This is a genomic window from Kitasatospora sp. NPDC033851 (genome assembly GCF_055576085.1).
Window position 1 is genome coordinate 284,125 of sequence record NZ_JBVIRL010000001.1, and the last position, 14,818, is coordinate 298,942.

A 14,818-nucleotide genomic window follows, 5' to 3' on the forward strand; every position below is an offset into this window, starting at 1 on the left:
CGGGCGAGCCGTCGGCATCCTCCGGGGGGGTGGCCGCCGCTACTGCGGGGTCACGTAGGCGCCGGAGATGCCGCCGTCGACGAGGAAGGTGTTGGCGGTCATGAAGGAGGAGTCGTCGGAGGCGAGGAAGGCCACCGCGGCGGCGATCTCCTCGGGCTCGGCGAAGCGGCCGAGCGGGATGTGGACCAGTCGGCGGGCGGCCCGCTCCGGGTCCTTGGCGAACAGTTCCTGCAGCAACGGGGTGTTCACCGGGCCGGGGCAGAGTGCGTTGACCCGGATGCCCTCGCGGGCGAACTGCACGCCCAGCTCGCGGGACATGGCCAGCACGCCGCCCTTGGAGGCGCTGTAGGAGATCTGCGAGGTGGCCGCGCCCATCACGGCGACGAACGACGCGGTGTTGATGATCGAGCCCTTGCCCTGGCGCTGCATGTGCGGGATCGCGTACTTGCAGCACAGGTAGACGCTGGTCAGGTTGACCTCCTGGACCCGCTTCCAGGCGTCCAGGCCGGTGGTGAGGATGGAGTCGTCGTCCGGCGGGGAGATGCCCGCGTTGTTGAAGGTGATGTCGAGCCGGCCGTACTCGTCGACGGCCCGCTGGAAGAGGTCGCGCACCGCGTCCTCGTCGGTGACGTCGGCCTGGATGAACAGGCCGCCGACCTCGTTCGCGGCCTTGGCGCCGGTCTCGGCGTCGAGGTCGACGCAGACCACCTTGGCGCCCTCGGCGGCGAAGCGGCGGGCGGTCGCCAGGCCGATGCCGCTGCCCGCGCCGGTGATGACGGCCACGCGGCCGTCGAGTCGCTGGGTCATGCTGATCATTCCTCCGTGGAGATGAAGACGTTCTTGGTCTGGGTGAAGGCGTCGAGGGCGTCGGGGCCGAGCTCGCGGCCGAGGCCGGACTGCTTGAATCCGCCGAACGGCGTGGTGTAGCGCACCGAGGAGTGCGAGTTGACGGAGAGGTTGCCGGCGTCGACGCCGCGGGAGACCCGCAGCGCGCGCCCGACGTCCCTGGTCCAGATGGAGCCGGACAGCCCGTACTCGCCGGCGTTGGCGATGCGCAGGGCGTCCTGTTCGTCGCTGAACGGGACGACCGCGACGACCGGGCCGAAGATCTCCTCGGTGAAGGCCCGGTCGTCGTGCCGCACGGGCGCGAGCACGGTCGGCGGGTACCAGAAGCCGGGCCCGTCGGGGGCGCTGCCGCGGAAGGCGACGGCCGACCCGTCCGGAACGTAGGAGGCGACCCGCGCCCGGTGGGCGGCGGAGATCAGCGGGCCCATCTCGGTCTTCTCGTCGGTCGGGTCACCGACCCGCACCCCGCGGACGGCCGGCTCCAGGAGCGCCAGGAAGTCCTCGAAGACGGATGCTTCGACCAGGATCCGGGAGCGGGCGCAGCAGTCCTGGCCGGCGTTGTCGAAGACCGCGTAGGGCGCCGTCGCGGCGGCTTTGGCGAGGTCCGCGTCGGCGAAGACGATGTTGGCGCTCTTGCCGCCGAGTTCGAGGGTGACGGGTTTCACCTGGGCGGCGCAGCCCGCCATGATCTCCTTGCCGACCCGGGTGGAGCCGGTGAACACGACCTTGCGCACGTCGGGGTGGGTGACGAAGCGCTGTCCGACGACCGGTCCGCGGCCGGGCAGGACCTGCAGCACGCCTTCCGGGATCCCGGCTTCGAGGGCGAGTTCGCCGAGGCGCAGGGCGGTGAGCGGGGTGAGTTCGGCCGGTTTGACGATGACGGTGTTGCCGGCGGCCAGGGCCGGGGCCAGGGCCCAGGCGGCGATCGGCATCGGGAAGTTCCACGGCACGATGACCCCGACCACGCCGAGCGGTTCCTGGAAGGTGACGTCGATGCCGCCGGCGACGGGGATCTGCCGGCCGAACAGCCGCTCGGGCGCGGCGGCGTAGTACTCGATGACGTCCCGCGCGTTGCCCGCCTCCCAGCGGGCGTTGCCGATGGTGTGGCCGGCGTTGGCGACCTCCAGTGCGGCGAGGTGCTCGCGGTCGGCGTCGACGGCGGCGGCGAAGGAGCGCAGCAGCCGGGCCCGGTCGGCGGGGGCCACCCGGCGCCAGGTGTCGAAGGCGGCGCGGGCGCGGGCGACGGCGGCGTCGGTTTCGGCGAGGCCGGCCAGTTCGACGGTGGTGATCACCTCCTCGGTGGAGGGGTTGACGACCTCGAAGAGGTCCGGATCGGTCATGGAGCTGTCTCCCTGTGCGTGGCGGTGGTCCGGCTGTCGGTGGTCCTGGCGGTGGTCCGGCCGGCGGTGGTCCGGCCGGCGGCGAGCAGGGCCTCGAAGAGGCGCAGGTCGTCGGGGTCGGTCTCGGGGTGCCACTGGACACCCAACGCGAAGCGGTGGCCGGCCAGTTCGAGCGCCTCTACGGTGCCGTCCGTGGCCCAGGCGGTGGCCCGCAGACCGGTGCCGAGCCGGTCGACGGCCTGGTGGTGGTAGCAGGAGACCTCGGCGGTCGGCCCGAGGACGGCGGCGAGCCGGCTGCCGTCCACCAGGCTGACGCGGTGGCGGACGAAGCGGGCGGGGACGATCTGGTGGGTGCCGTCGGGCAGGTGCTGGCGGAGGGTGCCGCCGCGTTCGACGTTGAGCAGCTGCATGCCGCGGCAGACGCCGAGCACCGGCAGGTCCCGGGCCAGGGCGGCGCCGAGCAGCCGGCTCTCCCAGTCGTCGCGGGCGTGGTGGGGCGGGCCGGTGCGCGGATCGGCCACCGCCGCGTACCTGGCCGGGTCGATGTCCGGTCCACCGGCGAGGACGAGCCCGTCCAGGGCGTCGAGCAGGTGGTCGGCCCCGCCGGGTTGCGGCGGCAGCAGCACCGGGCTGCCGCCCGCGCGCGCGACCGCGTCGACGTACGTCTGGGGCACCAGGGAGGCGCGCTGGTTCCAGACGGACCAGGCGGCGTCGTCCTGGTAGCTGGTGATGCCGATCAGCGGGCGTCGGCCGTCGTCGCGCGTCACAGCCGCTCGAATCCGCGGCGCCGCTCCCAGTCGGTCACCGCCCGCTCGTAGGAGGCGAGTTCGGTGCGTCCGGCGTGGGTGTAGTGCCGGACGACGTCCTTGCCGAAGGCCTCGGTGGCGACCGCGCTGCGCTCGAAGGCGTCTGTCGCGTCGCGCAGGGTGGCGGGCACCCGGGGCGCGGCGGAGGCGTACGCGTTGCCGGTGAACTCCGGTTCGAGTTCGAGCTGTTGCTCGACACCGTGCAGTCCGGCCGCGATCAGGGCGGCGACCGCGAGGTACGGGTTGACGTCGCCGCCGGGGACGCGGTTCTCGAAGCGCAGCGACGGGCCGTGGCCGACCACGCGCAGCGCGCAGGTGCGGTTGTCGCGGCCCCAGGCGATGGCGGTGGGCGCGAAGCTGCCGGGCACGTAGCGCTTGTAGGAGTTGACGGTGGGGGCGAACAGCAGGGCGAAGTCGGCCAGGCAGGCGAGCTGTCCGGCGAGGAAGTGCTCCATGGTGCGGGAGAAGCCGTGCGGACGGTCACCGGCGAACACCGGGGCGCCCTGCTCGTCGCGCAGGCTCAGGTGGATGTGGCAGGAGTTGCCCTCGCGTTCGTCGTACTTCGCCATGAAGGTGAGGCTGCAGCCCTCCTGGGCGGCGATCTCCTTGGCTCCGGTCTTGTAGACGGCGTGGTTGTCGCAGGTGGTGAGGGCGTCGGCGTACTTGAAGGCGATCTCGTGCTGGCCGAGGTTGCATTCGCCCTTGGCGGACTCGACGGTGAGGCCGGCGCCGGCCATGCCGTTGCGGAGCCGGCGCAGCAGGGGCTCGATCCGGCCGGTGCCGAGGATGGAGTAGTCCACGTTGTACTGGTTGGCCGGGGTGAGCCGGGTGTAGTCCTTGTCCCAGGCCTGTTCGTAGCTGTCCCGGAAGACGATGAACTCCAGCTCGGTGGCGGCCTGGGTCTGCCAGCCGTAGCCGGCCAGGCGGTCGAGCTGGCGTTGCAGGACCTGACGCGGGGAGACGGCGACCGGGGTGCCGTCGTGGTGGACGATGTCGCACTGGACCATGACGGTGGCGGGGTGCCAGGGGATTGACCGCAGGGTGGCGAGGTCGGGGCGCAGCGTCAGGTCGCCGTAGCCGTTCTCCCAGGAGGAGATCTCGTACCCGTCGACGGTGTTCATGTCGACGTCGACGGCCAGCAGGTAGCCGCAGCCCTCCGCGGCGCCGGGCACGACGTCGTCGAGGAAGTACTCGGCGGCGACGCGCTTGCCCTGGAGGCGCCCCTGCATGTCGGTCATGGCGAGCACGACGGTGTCGACGGACCCGTCGGCGACGCGGGTGCGCAGCTCGTCGAGGGTGAGCCGGGGGGTGGTCATCGGGTCTCCAGTTCGGTGTCCGGGACGTCGTGTTCGGGCGGCGTGGCGTTGATGTGGGGCCCGGTGAACCAGTGCCGGGCGGAGGCCAGCCACCACACGCCGGCGAAGCCGACCACGACGGCCACGGCGACGGGGGTGTAGTTGAAGCTCTCGGCGGTGATCGGGCTGGCGGTGGGGAGCATGAACAGGACGGTGATCACCGCGGTCCAGGCGACGGCGACGACGCCGATCGGCCGGCTCCAGCGGCCCAGGTGCCAGGGGCCGCGCGGGAAGTCCTCGCCCTGGCGCAGCCGCAGGTACACCGGGATGACGTAGGAGATGTAGAGACCGATGACGGAGATGGAGGTCACGGCGGTGTAGGCGGTGGTGTTCCAGAGCGCGGGCAGCCCGAGCAGCAGCGCGCCGCCGGTGGCCAGCCAGACCGCGTTGGTCGGGGTCTGGGTGCGCGGGTCGATGCGGTGCCACAGGCGGGAGCCGGGCAGCGCGCCGTCGCGGGAGAAGGCGTAGATCATGCGGGAGTTGGCGGTGACGGAGGCCATGCCGCAGAAGAACTGGGCGCCGATGACGATGAGCAGCAGGAGTTGGGCGCCGCCGGAGCCGATCGCGTCGATGAAGATCTGCGCGGGCGGGACCTGGGTGTCGCTGTTGAGGGCGCCGTCGTAGTCCCGGATCGCGAAGGTGATGCCGAGCAGCAGGATCCAGCCCGCCACCAGGGAGACCGTGATGGCGTTGACGATGCCGCGCGGGCCGGAGCGGGCGGCGTCGCGGGTCTCCTCGGTCATGTGCGCGGAGGCGTCGTAGCCGGTGAGGGTGTACTGGGCCATCAGCAGGCCGAGCAGCGCCACGTAGAACTGGTTGTGGAAGCCGGTCTGGTTGACGAACTCGGTGAGGACGAAGGAGACCGAGGCGTGCCGGTCGGGGAGCACGGTGAGCGCGCCGACGATGATCGCGACGCCCACCAGGTGCCACCACACGGACACGCTGTTGAGGACCGCGACCAGGCGCACCCCGAAGGTGTTGAGCAGGCCGTGCACCAGCAGGATGACGGCGAAGATCTCCATGGTGTGCGCGGGGCTCGCCTCGACGCCGAAGCGGAGCGTGAGGAACGCGTTGGTGAAGAAGGCGGCGCCGTAGTCGACGCTGGCGGTCACCGCGACCTGGCCGAGGAAGTTGAACCAGCCGGTGAACCAGCTCCAGGCCGGGCCACGGCTGCGGGTCAGTTTGGCGGACCAGTAGTAGAGCCCGCCGGCCGTCGGGTAGCTGGAACAGATCTCGGCCATCGCCAGCCCGACGCAGAGCGTGAGCAGGCCGACCACCGGCCAGCCCCAGACGATCAGGGCCGGGCCCCCGGTCTTCATTCCCGTTCCGTACAGCGTCAGGCAGCCGGAGAGGATCGAGACGATGGAGAAGGAGACGGCGAAGTTGGAGAAGCCCGACATCGAGCGGGCCAGCTCCTGGGTGTAGCCCAGCTCGCGCAGTCGCTGTTCGTCGTCGGAGACGGAGGTGGAAACAGGGACGGAAACGGCGGCGGAAACGGGGGCGGTGTTCTCCGGAAACTTTTCGGGGGCAGGCTGGTCGGGTGAGCGTGCGTCGGTCATGGGCACCCCTGGGGGTTGAGGGTGTGCCGGGGAGCACGCGGCCACGACGGCGTGGCCCGGTCGCCCCGACGGGTTCGACGGTCGGACGGCTCTTCAATGGTCTGGAATCAGTCCATTGGGGTGGGTGAGCAGCATCGTTCCGGCTGGGCCGGGGCCGCGTCAAGAGCGACAGGGGAACGAGTCGGGGAAACCCGGTCGTAGGTACGATTCCGGCGTGGACGTGGACGAAACACGTGAGCGAGCGCGGCTCGACTGGCAGGCCGGGGCGATCTTCCGCCCGGTCCGGACCGGCAACGCCTTCGAGGAGACCGTCGAGCGGCTGCTCCAGGCGATCAAGCTCGGCGTCTTCGGCCTCGGCGACCGGCTGCCCGCCGAACGGGACCTCGCCACCCGGCTCGGCGTCAGCCGGGAGACCCTGCGCGAAGCGCTCCGCACACTGCAGCAGACCGGCTGCGTCGAACCCCGCCGCGGCCGGTACGGCGGCACCTTCGTCACCTACCGGATGCCGGCGCCGGACGTCGCCGACCTGCGCCGCGCGGCCCGCGACCTCGGCGGCGCGCTCGAGGACGCGCTGACCTACCGCCAGGTGCTGGAGATCGGCGCCGCCGAGGCGGCCGCCCGCCGCCCCCTCTCCCCCGAGCAGCGGGCCCGCCTGGAGAGCCGGCTGACCGACCTGGAGGGAGCCCCGCCCGAGCAGTACCGTCAGCTGGACTCGCGCTTCCACCTCGCCATCGGCGAGCTCACCGGCTCCCCCACCCTCGCCGCGGCCATCGCCGAGGCCAGGATGCGCCTCAACGACCTGCTCAACGCCATCCCCATGCTGGACCGGAACATCGAGCACGCCGCCGAGCAGCACCGGGCGATGGTCCGGGCGATCCTCGCCGGCGACGGTGACGCCGCCCGACGCGCCACCGAGGAACACCTCGCCGCGACGGCCGCACTGCTGCGGGGCTTCCTGGCCTGAGGCTGCCGGACCTCTCCGTACGCCCGCCGTGACCGCCCACCCCTCTCCGCTGGTCACTCCTCCGACGCTCTTGGTCACTCCTCCGACCGCCCCCTGACCGCCGCCCGGGTCCTCCGGACGATCGGACGATTACCCGCACCCCGGCCGCGCCCCTACCGTCGGGGATCACCCGCAGGTCGCTGTCGCCCGGTCGGGCCGGTCGCGGGAGGCGGGCGCCCGCACCGGCTCCGCAGAGAGTCGTGCACGGTGTCCGTGGCGTTGAACTTCCGCATGGCGAAGCAGCTGACGGGCGGCCGGGTGCTGCTGTGGTCGCTGCTCCCGCCGCCGTGACCTCGACCCGGATCCGCCCGCCCAGTCCATGTACACCGGATGCCGCGCGGGCCGTTGGAATCGCCGTACTCAACGACGACATCCTCCTGGAGGCCAGTCCGGGGAAAGCTCAGTTGCCACCGCCACGCTGGAACGCGGACTTTCCGTGAGCGACGTCCTGACCGACCTGGTGGCGCGTGGGCGGAGCGGGTCCACCGTCCCGGTGCTGCGGCGGGCGGGGAAGGTACCGCAGGCGGACGATGTCCGGGCTACAGGCCGATGTCCGCATCAACGAACTGCGCCTCCGGATGCGTTGAAGTACTGCATCCTGATCCTGGGCCAATCGATGGGGCACGCATGACGGGTCCTCAATCCGCTGTCCGGCCGCTGGCTGCCGGATCACAGCCACCTCCAACGGCATGTCGGCTCAGCGGTCGCGTACAACATCTGGCAGTACTACCAGGCCACCGGGGACCGGGACTTCCTCGCCACGGCCGGCGCCGAGATGCTGCTGGAGATCGCCCGCTTCTGGTCCTCCGCTGCCACCTACGACCGGGCCCGCAGGCGCTGGTCGATCCACGGGGTGCTCGGCCCTGACGAATACCACGACGCCTACCCGTGGGAGACCCGGCCGGGCGTGGACGACAACGCGTACACCAACGTGCTGGCCTCCTGGGTGCTGGGCCGCGCCCGGGACGCCCTGGACGTCCTGCCCGGCTACCGCCGCGACGAACTGCGCGAGCGCCTAGCCCTCGACGACCTGGAGCTGGAGCGCTGGCAGGCTCGACATCGTCCAGGCCTGGCGCGCCAAGGGCGCCGTCACCGCGATGACCGGCGACGGCGTCAACGACGGCCCCGCCCTGCGGCAGGCGGACATCGGCGTGGCCATGGGCCGACGTGGCACCGAGGTCGCCCGCCAAGCTGCCGACCTGGTCCTCGCCGACGACGAACTCGCCACCGTAGTCGGCGCGGTGGAGGAGGGCCGCCGGGTCTACGACAACGTCCGCCGTTTCCTCGTGTACGGGCTGTCCGGCGGCGCGGCCGAGATCCTGGTGATGCTGGCCGGCCCGCTGTTCGGCCTCGCACTGCCGTTGCGGGCGGGCCAGATCCTCTGGATCAACCTGCTCACCCACGGCCTCACCGGTGTCGCCATGGGCGCGGAGCCGGTTTCCCCCGGCGCGATGACCCGGCCCCCGCGCCCGCCACACCAGCACATCCCGGGTTCCGGTGTGTGGCAGCGGGTGCTGCTGCTGGGCTTCGTCGTCGCGGCGGCCGCTCTCGGCGCCGGGCTCTGGGCCCACGGCGGTGACCGCCCGTGGCAGTCCGTCCTGTTTCTCGCCTTGCTGGCCGCCCAACTCGGCGTCGTCCTGGGCCTGCGCGAACGGCTGCTGACCCGCGCGAACCTCTTCCTCCCGCTGGCCGTCCTCACCTCCGGCGCGCTCGCGGCCGCCGCCCTCTACCTGCCGTTCCTCCGCGACGTGCTCGACACCGTGCCGCTGTCCTGGAGCGACTTCATCGCACCCGCGGCCGCCGGGGTCGTCGGGTTCGCGACAGCCCGGCTGTGCAGGCAAGGGGTCTGACGCCATGTCGAACGCCCTGGGTCACCGACCTGTACGAGCTGCCGATGGCCCTGTCCTGCCAGCAGGGCAGCTGCGGCGACGTGGCGGTCCCGAGGTCGGCATCGCGGCCCGTCCCACAGTGGAGTCCCGCGATAGGACCGCGACCACCATCAGACCCGTGAACGTGCGCGCCGCGACACAACCGGTTGTCTGGGACGCACTGACCAGTCCCGACGGCGAGGCATCGGCAATCGCTGGTGCAAACGGGGCCGGGTGCCCCTTCGGAGGATAGGGGTGAGCGGGTAGGTTGGCGGGCCGGGCAGGGTGCCCTGAAGGCCGGAAGCGGGTGGGGCATGATTGCCGGGGCGGTTGTGGACTGCGGGCTGTACGAGCTCGGGCGCAGGCTGCCCGGGACGGTGGAGCTGTCGAAGGTCCTGGAGCGGATCGGCGAGGGGCTCGGCCGGTTCGTGTGGATCGGCCTGTACGAGCCGACCGCGGAGCAGTTCGCGGAGATCTCGGCGGCGTTCGACCTGCATCCGCTGGCGGTGGAGGACGCGGTGCGCGCGCACCAGCGGCCGAAGCTGGAGCGGTACGGCGACACGCTGTTCCTGGTGCTGAAGACGATCACCTACGTCGAGCACGACAAGGTGACGGCAACCAGTGAGATCGTCGACACCGGCGAGATCATGGTCTTCGCCGGGCCTGGCTTCGCGATCGTCGTGCGCCACGGCAGCGCCAAGTCCCTGACCGGGGTACGCAAGGGCCTGGAGGCCGCCCCCGATCTGCTGGCCCTCGGCCCGGCCGCCGTTCTGCACGCGGTCGCCGACCACGTGGTCGACCAGTACCTCGACGTCGCCGACAAGTTCGAGCGCGACGTCGAGGAGCTGGAGTCCGCGGTGTTCTCCCACGAGCGGACCGACGACGCGGGCCGGATCTACCAGCTCAAGCGCGAACTGCTGGAGTTCAAGCGCGCGGTCGTGCCGCTCGGCGCACCGCTGCAGCGCCTTGCGGACGGAACGATCGCCCTCGTGCCGGCGGCGATAGCCGCCTATCTGCGGAACGCCGCCGACCACCACACGCAGGCCAGGGAGCGGATCCTGGCGTTCGACGAGCTGATCTCCAGCATCCTGGACGCGAGCATGGCCCGGCTGTCGATGCAGCAGAACACCGACATGCGCAGGATCAGCGCCTGGGCGGCCCTGGCCGCCGTGCCGACGCTGGTGGCCGGCGTGTACGGGATGAACTTCGACAACATGCCGGAACTGCGCTGGACCTACGGATACCCGGCGATGCTGCTGTTCACCAGTGTGGTGTGCGGGCTGGTCTTCCGGGCGTTCCGCCGCAACGACTGGCTGTGACGGCGGTGTCGGCCCTGGGCGGGGCCGGCACCGGGTGCTCATCCGTCGAGGTGGATCCAGGTGGCGATGAACGCGACCCAGGCGAACAGGGCGGTGAAGGCCAACAGCGGAGCGAAGCGGGGCACGGTCGTTCCTTCCGTGGGGGGCGGGTGATGGCGGCGAGGATCAGGCGAGGCCGAGCCAGCCGAGGACGGTCTGGACGAGCAGGATCGTGGACATCCCGGCGACGCCGACGACCACCGCCGTGGCCGCGACCCGGTAGCGGGGGCTGTTGGCCGCCTCCCCGAGGACGGATCGGCGGTTGGTGAGGACCAGCAGGTAGACCAGCACGATCGGGCTGATCAGGCCCTGAAGGACCTGGGTGCCGATCAGCAGCTGGATGACGTCCACCGGGGTGAGGGCGACGATCGCCCCGAGAGCGATCTGCGCGGTGAACACGCCGAGGAACAGGGGCGCGTCGCGGAAGCTGCGGGAAACCGAGCGTTCGACACCCGCTGCCTCGCCGACTGCGTAGCTGGCCGAAAGCGGGACGACGGCGCCGGCGAGGGCGGAGGCGCCGATCAGGCCGAAGGCGAAGAGCAGCTCGGCGCCGTGCCCGGCCACGGGCTTGAGGGCCTCGGCAGCCTGCGCGGCGGACTCCAGCGGCCCGGTGCCGCCGATGGCGGAGGCGGTGGCGATGATGATGGTCAGACTGATCAGGCAGGCGAAGACCGCGCCGAGGACGGCGTCGGCCCGGATCAGCTTGTAGTCCTCCGGCTTGGCCCCGCGGTCGACCACGCCGGCGGCGGCGTAGAACTGCATGTACGGGCTGACGGTGGTACCGATCAGGGCGACAGCCAACAGGATGAAGTCCTTACTCGGCTCGATGTGCGGGACGGCCAGGTGCTCGCCGACCCGGCCCCAGTCGGGGTGGCCGAGGACCATCGCGATGGGGTAGGCGAAGAAGGCCAGCGACATCACCAGGAAGATCCGCTCGGCCCACTTGTAGGAGCCGAACAGCACCAGCGACCACAGCAGGAATGCAGCCGGCGGGATGACCGCCCACTTGGGGACGCCGAGGAGTTCGAAGGCGGCGCCGATGCCGGCGAACTCGCTGACGACCAGTCCGGTGTTGGCCAGCCCGAGGCAGAACACCGCCAGCGCGGTGAGCCGGAGGCTGAACTGTTCGCGGATCAGCGCGCCGAGGCCCTTGCCGGTGTGGGCGCCGAGCCGGACCGCCATCTCCTGCACCATCACCAGCGCGACGGTGACCAGCACCATGAAGAACAGCGTGCCGTACGTGAACTGGGAACCGGCCGAGGCATAGGTGGCGATGCCCGCGGCGTCGTTGCCGGCGTTCGCGGCGACCAGGCCGGGTCCGGCAATCATCGCGATGGCCGCGATGCGGCGCCGGCCCTTGCGCCGGGCGGGCGAGGCCGCGGCGACGGCCGGCGCGGCGGTGACAGGGGCGGTGTCGAGGTCGCGGGTCACTTGAGGAGCCTCCGGAAGTGCAGGCGCCCGCGCTCGGGCAGCAGGGTGTCGAGGATGTCGTCGGCGAGGATCCGGCCCAGCGGGCGCTCGGTCTCGTCGACCACCAGCAGGGAGGTGGCCCGGGCGGCGACCAGCTGATCGGCGGCCTCGGCGAGGCGGGTATCGGGGCGGACCGTGACCGGCGGACCGAACTGGGCCAGCCACTCCACCAGATCCCCAACCGGCGCGGCGTCCTCCGCGACCGCCACGTCGAACAGCGGGATGTCGCCGACCAGTCGACCATCATCATCCAGCACCACCACGGAGTCGATCTCGGTCCGGTGCTCCGCCTGCGCGGCCAGCTCGGCCCTCACCTGGGCGACCGTCTGCCCGGCGCGGGCGGTGACCAGCACGGTGGTCATCGCGCCGCCCGCCGTACCCTCGCGGTGGGTCAGCAGGGTGCGCAGCTCCGACGCCTCGCCGACCGGCATCCGGGCGAGCAGGTTCTCGCGCTCGCCCGGCTGGAGGTCGCGCAGCGCGTCGGCGGCCTCGTCCGGCTCCATCTCGTCGAGCAACCGGGCGGCGTGCTCGGGCGGCGCCTCGCGGAGCAGGTTCTCCAGCTCGGCCGGTTCCATCTCCTCCAGGGCGTCCGCGGCGTGCTCCGGCTCCAGCCAGCCAAGCAGCTGCTGGCGCTCGTGCCGGCCGAGGTCCTCCAGGATGTCCGCGAGGTCGGCTGGGCGTAGCTGGTGCAGGGCGGAGCGGGAGGCGCGCAGCCGTACCTCGGCGGGGCCGTGGGTGGCCTGCTCGCCGAAGGGGGCGACGGACTGCCAGTCCAGGACGCGGTCCGGGGTGGGGCGCACCTGCCAGCGGCGAGGGCCGAGCCGGCGCAGCAGGGTCGCCAGCGACACGTCCACCCCGATGAGCACGGTGCGGTCGACCTGTGGCGCCAGGTACAGGTCGGCGGCGCGGGTGACCTGAACGCCGTCCACGTCCACCAGCTGGTGGTCCATCACCTCGCGGGCGAGCAGCACCTCGCCGGGCCGGCGGACGTACTCGCGCAGGTCGACGCGGGAGGTCCGCAGTCCGACCCGCCCGGCGTGGATCTTGCCGATGGCCGTGGCGGGAAGGAAGGTGCGGCGGCGCCCGATCCGGATGATCAGTCCGGTGACCGGCGGGTACGGCTCGGGCCCGTAGAGGCGGGCGACGATGTCGACGACGCGGCCGACGTCCTCGCCGGGCTGGTTGGTGACCGGGCCGCCGACCAGCCCGGCGACAGAGACCAGGGAGGCCCGGACCGTGCGGGTGGTGGCGGCACGGCGCTCGAGATCGACCTTGCGGTCGCGCAGGCGGGCCGTGGTGGACATGAGCAGAGTGCTGGAAGCCATGGGTGAGCACCCCCTTGCCTCGGCTGGGACGAGGCATCAGGCGGCACCGGGGCACACCTCCACATTCCCTGGCTCGTGCGGCAGGCCGTGCGCGGGGTGATACCGCCGCACGGCAACGCGTCTCGCCGTGGTGCCGAGCGAGAAGGCCGCTACGGGTTGAGCGATTCAGGGAAGGAGGGGCTGCCCCGGGCCGGTGAAGGACGGCGAGGACAACACGATGAAGGGCCGACTATGGCCCGGACTACTGTCCATCTCGCCTCCTCCCGATCACGGCCACGATCCGACGTCGCGGCGGCACGGCAAGGGGAACCGGGCCCACAGCCTGGTACACCCCCAACTCGTCAGAGCTTTGGCACTCCACGGCGTGTCCCGCGTTCTGCGGGAAGCCACTTGGGGTCACCCCTTAGGTCGGGGAGACCTGTCCTGATCCGGAGCGTCTCTCGACGGGTGGGATCAGTGGCCTGTGTCCGTGAAGACGCCTCACCGAACGAGGTGTCTGTTCAAACCTGCGCAAGGATAGGCCTACCCAGCTCGCGAAGCCCAATCCTTGACCGGACCTTGACTCGCTCGGGCAGGGGGTCCCGATCACAACGGCCGCCCCAGGAGGCACCGCTGGAATCTCGGAACCCTGTCGACTTGCGGGTGGTACGACCGGCCATGCCGGCAGGCGAGCAGTGCGGGCGGCACTCGGGACCGCAGACATCCGCCGGCGCATCGAGGAGTGGCGTCGTGCCGCTCAGTAGGGCAGTCGGCGGCCGGACGGCGTTCGCAGGTCCGGTGGCGGGGGCTCGTGGGGGCGAGTCGGCCGGGTGACGACCTTGATCCGGACCATCGTGGCCACCTCCTCGTTCGGGCTTCGTGCTCCGCTCTGCCGTCGCCGGACGGGGACGTCACGGGTGGGGCCTCCGGGCTCCGGCGACTGGGCCGGTCGGCCCTCGTGGCGAACGCCGTGCCCACCTAGCGTGGGAGCAGGATCCAGGTCACCGGGCCGAGGAGGACCGCCATGACATCCGCGAGTTCCGACAGCACGACGCGTTCCGTCGTCCTCGGCGTCGATGCGAACGACACCGGCCGGATGAGCGCCGCCTGGGCCGCCGACGAGGCCGACCGCCGGGGGCTTCCGCTGCGGCTGGTGCACGCCGTCCCGTCACTGTTCCGCGAGTTCCGGCCCTTCGACGAGGGCCGCTACCACAAGGCGCTGCGCGAACGGGCCGACCAGGCGCTCGACCGGGCCGCTGCCGTGGCCCGCGAGCGGCACCCCGGACTGACCGTGACCACCTTCGTGGCCGAGGACGTCCCGGCTCCCGCACTGTGCCGGGAGTCCCGCCACGCCGCACTCGTCGTCGTCGGCTCGCGCCGACTGAGCCGGGCGGCGGAAGAACTGAGCGTCTACTCGGTGGCCGTCCCGGTGAGCGCTCAGGGCCACTGCCCGGTCGTCGTCGTCCGCGATCCCGAGCACATCACCCAGGACCCGCCGTACGTCGTGGTGGGCGTGGACGGCAGCCCGTCCTCGGACGCCGCCCTGGACTTCGCCATCGACCTCTCCGCCGAACGGCACGCCGCCCTACGGGTCGTGTGGGCCTGGCAGCGCCTGCCGGTCGCCCATCTCGACGAGTCAGCCGCCGAGCAGGCGCTCCGGCGGATGCTCTTCGAGACCACCGCCGGGCGCCGCGAGCTCCACCCCGACGTGGCCATGACCCACGAACTGGTGCGCGGCCACCCGGTCGAGGAACTCGCCCGCGCCTCCGAGCATGCCTTGGCCGTGGTGGTCGGCCGTCGCGGCAACGGCGGCTTCACCGGTATGCGCCTCGGCTCCGTCCCCCACGGCCTGCTGCACCGGGCGCACTGCCCGGTCGTGACCGTACCAGCTCACCCGTAGCGGAACGGG

General features: G+C 71.9%; 11 protein-coding genes, 1 pseudogene and 1 riboswitch. Of the genes and pseudogenes, 5 read left to right on the forward strand and 7 right to left on the reverse strand.

The genetic code is table 11. The features are described from left to right. Positions 1 to 39: 39 nt before the first annotated feature. The 5 genes from ACZ51D_RS01260 to ACZ51D_RS01280 are packed head-to-tail and all read right to left on the reverse strand — an operon-like array spanning position 40 to position 5,906. On the reverse strand, positions 40 to 816 hold the full coding sequence (locus ACZ51D_RS01260; RefSeq protein WP_465660721.1) for a 3-oxoacyl-ACP reductase: 777 nt from the start codon (positions 814 to 816) through the stop codon (positions 40 to 42). Further along, positions 813 to 2,186 carry an aldehyde dehydrogenase family protein gene (locus ACZ51D_RS01265; protein ID WP_465614768.1) on the reverse strand — a complete coding sequence of 458 codons (1,374 nt, stop codon included), beginning with the start codon at positions 2,184 to 2,186 and terminating at the stop codon, positions 813 to 815. The genes ACZ51D_RS01260 and ACZ51D_RS01265 overlap by 4 nt, the downstream gene beginning before the upstream one ends. After that, positions 2,183 to 2,953, reverse strand: a complete 771-nt coding sequence (locus ACZ51D_RS01270; protein WP_465660723.1) for a gamma-glutamyl-gamma-aminobutyrate hydrolase family protein — start codon at positions 2,951 to 2,953, stop codon at positions 2,183 to 2,185. Before ACZ51D_RS01270 ends, ACZ51D_RS01265 begins: the two co-directional genes overlap by 4 nt. Further along, on the reverse strand, positions 2,950 to 4,308 hold the full coding sequence (locus ACZ51D_RS01275; RefSeq protein WP_465660725.1) for a glutamine synthetase family protein: 1,359 nt from the start codon (positions 4,306 to 4,308) through the stop codon (positions 2,950 to 2,952). The genes ACZ51D_RS01270 and ACZ51D_RS01275 overlap by 4 nt, the downstream gene beginning before the upstream one ends. Further along, positions 4,305 to 5,906, reverse strand: coding sequence for an amino acid permease (locus tag ACZ51D_RS01280; RefSeq protein ID WP_465614766.1), 1,602 nt, complete (start codon positions 5,904 to 5,906; stop codon positions 4,305 to 4,307). Before ACZ51D_RS01280 ends, ACZ51D_RS01275 begins: the two co-directional genes overlap by 4 nt. Before the next feature lie 214 nt (positions 5,907 to 6,120). Here ACZ51D_RS01280 and ACZ51D_RS01285 point away from each other — a divergent pair, with 214 nt between their 5' ends. From ACZ51D_RS01285 to ACZ51D_RS01300, 4 genes and pseudogenes are all read left to right on the forward strand, one after another. Further along, positions 6,121 to 6,870 carry a FadR/GntR family transcriptional regulator gene (locus tag ACZ51D_RS01285; RefSeq protein ID WP_465660727.1) on the forward strand — a complete coding sequence of 250 codons (750 nt, stop codon included), beginning with the start codon at positions 6,121 to 6,123 and terminating at the stop codon, positions 6,868 to 6,870. Between the two features lie 676 nt (positions 6,871 to 7,546). Then, positions 7,547 to 7,960, forward strand: a pseudogene (locus tag ACZ51D_RS01290) (glycoside hydrolase family 65 protein); the annotation flags it as partial. Positions 7,961 to 8,006: 46 nt separating this feature from the next. Further along, positions 8,007 to 8,759, forward strand: a complete 753-nt coding sequence (locus tag ACZ51D_RS01295) for an HAD-IC family P-type ATPase (RefSeq protein WP_465660728.1) — start codon at positions 8,007 to 8,009, stop codon at positions 8,757 to 8,759. A 350-nt stretch (positions 8,760 to 9,109) separates the two neighbouring features. Beyond that, complete coding sequence (locus ACZ51D_RS01300; protein WP_465614764.1) at positions 9,110 to 10,096, forward strand: magnesium and cobalt transport protein CorA; 987 nt, start codon at positions 9,110 to 9,112, stop codon at positions 10,094 to 10,096. A gap of 165 nt (positions 10,097 to 10,261) precedes the next feature. Here the strand turns inward: ACZ51D_RS01300 and ACZ51D_RS01305 are convergent, their stop codons facing one another. After that, positions 10,262 to 11,566 (reverse strand): NRAMP family divalent metal transporter, encoded by a 1,305-nt coding sequence (locus ACZ51D_RS01305; protein ID WP_360501198.1) that lies wholly within the window; start codon positions 11,564 to 11,566, stop codon positions 10,262 to 10,264. Beyond that, positions 11,563 to 12,930, reverse strand: coding sequence for a magnesium transporter MgtE N-terminal domain-containing protein (locus ACZ51D_RS01310; protein ID WP_465660730.1), 1,368 nt, complete (start codon positions 12,928 to 12,930; stop codon positions 11,563 to 11,565). The genes ACZ51D_RS01305 and ACZ51D_RS01310 overlap by 4 nt, the downstream gene beginning before the upstream one ends. A gap of 324 nt (positions 12,931 to 13,254) precedes the next feature. Continuing rightward, a riboswitch (M-box (ykoK) riboswitch) is annotated at positions 13,255 to 13,429 on the reverse strand. Positions 13,430 to 13,933: 504 nt separating this feature from the next. On the opposite strand from ACZ51D_RS01310, the gene ACZ51D_RS01315 reads away from it, so the two are divergent. Beyond that, the gene (locus ACZ51D_RS01315) at positions 13,934 to 14,809 is read left to right on the forward strand and encodes a universal stress protein (RefSeq protein ID WP_465660732.1); all 876 of its coding nucleotides are present in this window, start codon (positions 13,934 to 13,936) and stop codon (positions 14,807 to 14,809) included. The last annotated feature ends 9 nt before the right edge of the window (positions 14,810 to 14,818 follow it).

Excerpts from the sequence above, each read along its gene's own strand:
- ACZ51D_RS01295 (WP_465660728.1), top strand. The coding sequence starts at position 8,007 with ATGACCGGCGACGGCGTCAACGACGGCCCCGCCCTGCGGCAGGCGGAC.
- ACZ51D_RS01315 (WP_465660732.1), top strand. The coding sequence starts at position 13,934 with ATGACATCCGCGAGTTCCGACAGCACGACGCGTTCCGTCGTCCTCGGC.
- ACZ51D_RS01275 (WP_465660725.1), bottom strand. The coding sequence starts at position 4,308 with ATGACCACCCCCCGGCTCACCCTCGACGAGCTGCGCACCCGCGTCGCC.
- ACZ51D_RS01260 (WP_465660721.1), bottom strand. The coding sequence starts at position 816 with ATGATCAGCATGACCCAGCGACTCGACGGCCGCGTGGCCGTCATCACC.
- ACZ51D_RS01310 (WP_465660730.1), bottom strand. The coding sequence starts at position 12,930 with ATGGCTTCCAGCACTCTGCTCATGTCCACCACGGCCCGCCTGCGCGAC.
- ACZ51D_RS01265 (WP_465614768.1), bottom strand. The coding sequence starts at position 2,186 with ATGACCGATCCGGACCTCTTCGAGGTCGTCAACCCCTCCACCGAGGAG.
- ACZ51D_RS01280 (WP_465614766.1), bottom strand. The coding sequence starts at position 5,906 with ATGACCGACGCACGCTCACCCGACCAGCCTGCCCCCGAAAAGTTTCCG.